This window comes from Nitrososphaera sp. AFS (genome assembly GCF_009898475.1).
GTDB lineage: Archaea > Thermoproteota > Nitrososphaeria > Nitrososphaerales > Nitrososphaeraceae > Nitrosopolaris.
On the sequence record NZ_QURE01000146.1, the window covers coordinates 1 to 6,665 of the forward strand.

Here is a 6,665-nt window from a genome sequence, read left to right on the forward strand (position 1 = left end):
TTTTTTTTCTCTCGGTTGTAACACCTTCCATAATATTTGCAATTAATGCATGAATCACTTGGTTCTACTATAGGTGGTTTACCCTCTGCCAATAGTGTACACAAAACTCTGGCTCTTCTGACTAGCTCTTCAAACATTCTATTACTTTTGGTAACGCTGAACTCTTCTGATTTGCCATCCTCTGTTGCGTATACGAGGATACCATGGAATTTGTTAAAAGCGAACAAACATGCATTTAAATAAAGCAAATCTCGCGGGTAGGGAACATCCGGAAGCATCGATACAATTTCAAACTTAACGATAAATTCATCGTCAACGATCAGATCGGCTGTTACCTCTATTGTAAGATTGTCATCCACTTTGTATTCGTAATTGATGTTTCTAAATGATCGTATGACCCCTTTCTTGATTAAAGTGGAGAGTCTACCGAGATTATCCCCGGGAAGTGGATCTTTTCGTTCAAAATAAGATAAACGTGTACATCGGGAAATTTCAGTGGCATGTATTTTATGAGTATCGTTACTAGTAAAAAAGTCTTGATCTGCGCCATCCTTAACATTATCAAGAATTTTATCTATCATTTTCGGTAATACACCGTACTTACTACTTACATACTAAAGTCTTTTTAGCCGTAATGCCAGGTCGAGCAACTTAATATCCATAATTTAAATTGCTTGTTCTCCTTGTTCCTTGCTTCCAATATCATATGCTTCAGCGACGTCATACACGAAGACCTTACCATCAGAAGCTGCGCCTGTACTTATGAGTTTCAATACATCTTCTATAATGGATTTCGAACTTAGATCAGAAACGATCACTTCAATTTTTGTTCTAGCTCCAAATTCTGGGATGTATCTCATGACTCCTCTTCCGATCGCAATGGGTTCGTGTTTCGCACGACCTCTGCCTTTGACATCATAAACGGTTAAACCTCCTACCTGGTGTTTGCGGAGAAGATCATTAACTTCATGAAGACGCTCTTGAGGAATTATTAAATCGATTCTTTTCAACTACACACGTTAAACTATTATGTAATAATAACTTTATTCATGGACTTAGCTGGTCGGAGACTGTAAATGGTATGTACAAGCTCTCGAAAAAGAATTAGATGACTAGCAACTGGAACGAGAACTAACAGAGCACAGTGTCACCATGACGTGAAATTTTCCCTTAAAGAAATTGTATTTTAGAAGATGAAAGAAAAGGTAGAGTTCTCTTTATTCTACATATGATCTCTCTGCATGCTGAGTAATGTCTAGACCAATTTCTTCTTCCTCTTCTTTCACTCTTAATCCAACAATCTTATTGATAATCTTCATTATGATAATTGTTCCTCCAAACCCAAGAGCTGCTGCTACTGCAACACCCAACGCCTGGATACCTAGTTGAGCAAAATTGCCATAAAACAAGCCGTTTGGACCTGCAGGATTTATAACAACACTAGCTACTAAGCCTATGGCCAAAGAACCTACAATACCGGTTATTCCATGTACCGACCCAACATCCAGCACATCGTCTATTTTGAGGTGCTCTTTAAGAAGCAAGATCCCATAGTAGGAAGCAAATCCTAATACAATGCCAAGAAAGAATGAATTTTGTGCGCTAATAAAACCAGACGCAGGTGTAACTCCTGCTAATCCTGCTATTGCTCCATTAATGACAGCAGTAGTGGACGGTTTTTTAGAGCGTCTCCATGATAGCCCTATCCAGACGATAGCAGACGTTGCAGACGCGATCTGGGACACTAGTAGTGTATTACCAGCCAGGGATCCTGATGCTAGGGCGCTACCAGCATTAAATCCAAACCAGCCTAGCCAAAGCATTGTAGCACCAATAACTGCGAGAGGTATATTGTGCGGCACCATGATATCTGGACCAAAGTTTCTTCTTCTCCCGAGTACGATTGCTGCTGCAATTGCCCCCATTCCTGCACTAGTATGAATTACAATTCCGCCTGCAAAATCAAAAACTCCCATGTGAGCAAGCCATCCTCGGCCCCAGACCCAATGTGCCAGAGGATAATATATAAAAATACTCCAAGCTATAATAAAAATGACAAAAGCACTCCATTTCATTCTTTCAGCAAATGCTCCCGTAATAAGTAGAGGAGTTATGACGGCAAACATCATTTGATATGTAGCAAACGTAACCCCTGGAATCGTTGGTGCATAATCGAGTGACTTGTGAACAGGCACACCATTGAAAAAAGTCCAGTTGAGACCACCGATAATGCCTCCTGAAGGAGGAGAGTAAACTAGTGTGAATCCTATGACGAACCAGAGTACAGAAAGTATTGCGAGGCCAGAAAATGTCTGCATGATCACGGATAGAGCATTTTTACTTCTAATTAAGCCGGCCTCAAAAAAGCCTAAAGCTGGTATCATTAGCAATACTAGCCCCGTAGAAATAAGCATCCATGAAGTATCACCAGAATCTATAGGCATTTTGTAATATCACATTCAGATAATACCCGATTATATTGTTTTCTTTTCTTTTCTCTGCCTTAAAAGGCAAATTCTGGACTTGCTGCCTAGGAGGGATATTGTTACATTGTACATACCATCGATAGGATTGAATCGAACTTTCAAAAAACTAGCTATGCACAGCCTAACCATGACATTACATTGGGGCTTTTCCTTTCCAGTACGTAGCTAATTTACATATCTAACTTTATCAGCCCAGTTAGTAGATGGATATTCTGAGTCTATTGGCTAAAGCAAGTTGGAATAGAGTTTGTACAGCTTTCCTGTTCTTCTATTGACATATTTCCATTCTTGAATATGATTCTTTAATTCCGCAAATCTGGTCTTGATAGTTGGGTGAATCACGCTATATACATCTTCTCCTATTGTAATTCTATTAGGTTCTGTGATTGAGGTTATTTTCGATGCTATACTCATACAATAACCAAGAATATCTATCGGTGAACTCTTGTCATGTCCATATTGGACAATTGTGTTTTCGCCCTCATCAATGCCTATTTTCAAACTGAGTTCTGGATAGTCATATTGATTCAATATGGGGTTTATTCCGTTTCTAATGACAGTTATCATGGATTGTGCGCAATAGATAGCATTATCACATGCAAGTAATTTGTTGTATCCTGATGGAAAAAATGAGATTACCGCATCCCCTACATACTTTAGAACATATCCTTTATGGCTCTGTACGACCGATGACATTTCGTAAGTAAATGCTCTAATTATACTTACCAGCTTATCAACAGGGAGTGTCATACTCATATTGGTAGATCCAACTAAATCTACATACATTATTACAAGGTGAATCTTAGAATTTACATAATTTAGCAGGAACTCCTGAGCCGGTTTCAAATTCGAGTCATACTGATAACGTCTTTTAAGAGCTTTCCACATTCTGTCCTGAGTTTGAGCTACTAACGTATCTGCATCAACAGTTATTCGCTCTTGCCTTTCGAAACCGACGTCGCTGTTGGTACTGGGTTTACCCATTATCATGTCTATGATTGAATCACGGGAATTAGATCCATGCTTGTTCGAATGGCTTTCGCTCACGTAATCACCATTCTCTATGTCTTTTTCTGCAGAACCCAAGCAGTCCTCAGTGGATAATGTCGATACCTACAATTTAAACAATATCTTGGGACCATTAACGATATGTATAACAATTGGCTCGGAAGAGACGATCAGGGAATTTTTCTTGGGAACAAATATCCTTTCTAAATGGTTACTTGTATGTCACATTAATAACACCGAATCTTTGTTCGCTCCAAGATTGTCTATCCCGCCGTCAAAAATTGCTCATTCGCATTGTAAAGACATAGCAATAAAAAAATTAATTGCCAAAAATCATCATTCAAAATTAAATAGCTGCGATCTTTGCTGAAAAGACAATTCTAAACAAGCAAAGAGTGATCAGGCTCTTGCCTTTTGATCTATTATCGACTTTGCTGTTTGGAAGATTTTAATCCACATTTGCCATGTTAATGTACCTGTGTTAGTGTTACGCCTACTTGGATGGTATGATACAATCAAAGTCTTATCGCCGTTTAACGAATATATTTTGTTGTGACCGAAAGCCAGTCCTTTAATACTATAAATGTTGCAGTATGCATCGAACGCAATCTTTCCCAGAACCATTATTACTACAGTTGTATTCTCCAGTATTCTTGTTTCTGTATAGAGGTATCGTGAACAGTTATATATTTCATCCCGATTAGGTTTGTTTAATGGAGGGGCACACCTTACAGCTGCAGTCAGATAAACATTACTTAGTGTTAGTCCATCGTTCTTGGATATACTGGTAGGTTTGTTTGCAAACCCGGTCTCAAATAATGCACTTATTAACCAGTCACCGGAGCTGTCCCCAGTAAATATTCTTCCGGTCCTATTCCCCCCATGAGCTGCGGGGGCTAAACCTATGATCAATAGTTTGGCTTTTGGATCTCCAAAGCTGGGTACTGGTCTGGCCCAATAATTTTCTTCGATAAATCTAGCGGTCTTGCTTTTTTTTATGTCTGAAATATATTTCGATAGGCGTGGACACAAATTGCAGCGCACGACCTTATTATTCAATTTATCCAACATTTTGATTGATTGGTCATCTTCATCTAACATTCCTTTTGACAAATCAATCCATCTGTAGTGAGCTATATAATATAATAATTAGTGTACAAGCAATAGTCCAGAAATCTTCCAGTACTGGAGTTTACAAAATATTCACTACCTCAAACTTTCTCACTTCGTGATTCGCTGACATGGTGATATGAGTAGCGCAAACCTTATACTTTACTGGCCTAGTAAGGTAGTACAATCTTGCCTAAATCTACGACTATCAAATATCCGCCAGGTCCGAAATATAAGGCGAGACCTTTCAAGCTTGTTCGTGAATTCTTGCATGATCCTATAAAATCAATTCAAGAGATTTCTGATAAGTATGGAGATATTGCATATTTTAAACTTGGGCGTCAACGCATATATCTGCTAAATAATCCGGATTATATCGAGAAAGTTCTTGTATATGGCCATCGCAATTTTACCAAAGGCAAAAAACTTCAAGTTGCAAAGGCTATTCTCGGGGAAGGATTGGTGACTAGTGAGGGCGAGCTTCATACTAGACAAAGACGAATAATCCAGCCAATATTTCATCCGAAACAAGTTAGCGTCTATGGGAAAATAGTTACGGAATTTGCTACTAACATGGAACTCAGGTGGAAGAACGGAGAGACATTGGATATTTCTAAAGAAATGATGCAGCTCACACTCGGTATAATATGCAAATCAGTATTAAATTATGACGTAGCATCTGAAGCTGAAGGTTATGGTAAAGCCTTGACAACATTAATCAATCACGGAAAGAGACTTAAGAGTCCACTTGGACATGTTCTCAACAAGATCCCAATTCTCCCGAGTGTTAAAGGGGCCAGAGAAGCCAAAGAGAAGCTAGATGAACTAGTGTATGGTTTGGTTCAGCAAAGAAGGGAAGCAATTCAATCCAAAGTTAAGAGCTATGATGATTTGTTATCGCACTTGCTCTAAGCACAAGATAACGGGAAATCCAGCAGTAGAGCCACTACTGCCAGCAATTTTGATTCATCTTCACTAGGAATGTCAGACAAACAAGCAAGAGACGAAGTAATGACTATTTTTCTTGCAGGCCATGAAACAACCGCCAATGCGCTCACATGGACATTTTATCTTTTATCTCAAAATCCAACCATTGATGCAAAACTTTTAGAAGAGTTGAAATCAGTAATTGGCGATACCGGGACCGTAACTGTAGAAGACATACCAAAACTAGAATATACTGAGAAGGTACTAAGAGAATCCATGAGACTATTCCCACCAGTATGGTCTATGAGCCGGCATGTAGATAGCGACTTTACATTAGGGGATTTTACCATACCCGAAGCTTCTTCAATTGTGATGAGTCAATATGTTATGCACCGCAATCCGCTTTATTATAATGAGCCAAACATGTTCTATCCTGATAGGTGGAATGCTAAAATGCGATCATCACTTCCTAGATTTAGCTATTTTCCTTTTGGTGGCGGAATGAGAGCTTGTATAGGAGAAGCATTTGCATGGATGGAAGGCATACTTGTACTTGCAAACATTGCACAAAGTTGGAAAATGAAACTTGTGCGGGGTCACCCTGTAGAGTTAGATCCTGGCATTACATTACGTCCGAAATATGGGATGAAAATGAAACTGGAAAGAAGAAATTGATTGGTTAATTAATTGATTAATTAATCCATTGGTCAACTGATTACTTTTAATTAACAGTTTCTCCCTCAGATTGCCGTCGTAAGAAGCCGTGCACGAGAAATTAGTGTAATATCCGCCCCACAATAGTTTATAAAAGCGGCATTGATCGGAAGTTGCTTTCTACTTTCACGGCAAATGAGGATATAGATACCAGTGCCTAAGGCCTAACATATATGCTTCCGTTGCAAGGTTACGCCCAAGCCGCTCATACGAGTCACACTTGCAGAAGGATCAGGAGAAGTTCATTGCACAATAATAGGGATGGGAGTTCAAAATTGAAGCCGATTAGAAACCCCTTCCCTGAGAGTGCCCAAATTCTATAATTAATGATGGTGAAGCTCAGTATCGTTGATAACCATATTCATATTATTTTTGAACATTTGATATTTTGTCTATGATTAAGTAATCACACAATACAAT

The 6,665-nt window shown here is 38.9% G+C and carries 5 protein-coding genes and 1 pseudogene; 1 reads left to right on the forward strand and 5 read right to left on the reverse strand.

Annotated features, from left to right (window positions below; genetic code table 11):
• The 5 genes from DYY65_RS11775 to DYY65_RS11795 form a co-directional block, all read right to left on the reverse strand.
• Window positions 1-581: hypothetical protein (locus DYY65_RS11775; RefSeq protein ID WP_162478149.1), on the reverse strand; the 581-nt coding region annotated here is incomplete at its 3' end.
• A gap of 84 nt (window positions 582-665) precedes the next feature.
• A complete protein-coding gene (locus DYY65_RS11780) occupies window positions 666-1,010 on the reverse strand; it encodes a P-II family nitrogen regulator (protein ID WP_162478150.1) in 345 nt (114 codons plus the stop codon).
• 207 nt (window positions 1,011-1,217) lie between these two features.
• On the reverse strand, window positions 1,218-2,444 hold the full coding sequence (locus DYY65_RS11785; RefSeq protein ID WP_162478151.1) for an ammonium transporter: 1,227 nt from the start codon (window positions 2,442-2,444) through the stop codon (window positions 1,218-1,220).
• A gap of 267 nt (window positions 2,445-2,711) precedes the next feature.
• Window positions 2,712-3,572 carry an adenylate/guanylate cyclase domain-containing protein gene (locus tag DYY65_RS11790; protein ID WP_236561823.1) on the reverse strand — a complete coding sequence of 287 codons (861 nt, stop codon included), beginning with the start codon at window positions 3,570-3,572 and terminating at the stop codon, window positions 2,712-2,714.
• A gap of 321 nt (window positions 3,573-3,893) precedes the next feature.
• Window positions 3,894-4,607 (reverse strand): uracil-DNA glycosylase, encoded by a 714-nt coding sequence (locus DYY65_RS11795; protein WP_236561824.1) that lies wholly within the window; start codon window positions 4,605-4,607, stop codon window positions 3,894-3,896.
• A 264-nt stretch (window positions 4,608-4,871) separates the two neighbouring features.
• Between DYY65_RS11795 and DYY65_RS12645 the strand changes: the two are divergent.
• A pseudogene (locus DYY65_RS12645) lies at window positions 4,872-6,206 on the forward strand (cytochrome P450).
• The last annotated feature ends 459 nt before the right edge of the window (window positions 6,207-6,665 follow it).

Coding starts and splice junctions, on each gene's coding strand:
- DYY65_RS11785 (WP_162478151.1), bottom strand. CDS start 2,444: ATGCCTATAGATTCTGGTGATACTTCATGGATGCTTATTTCTACGGGG.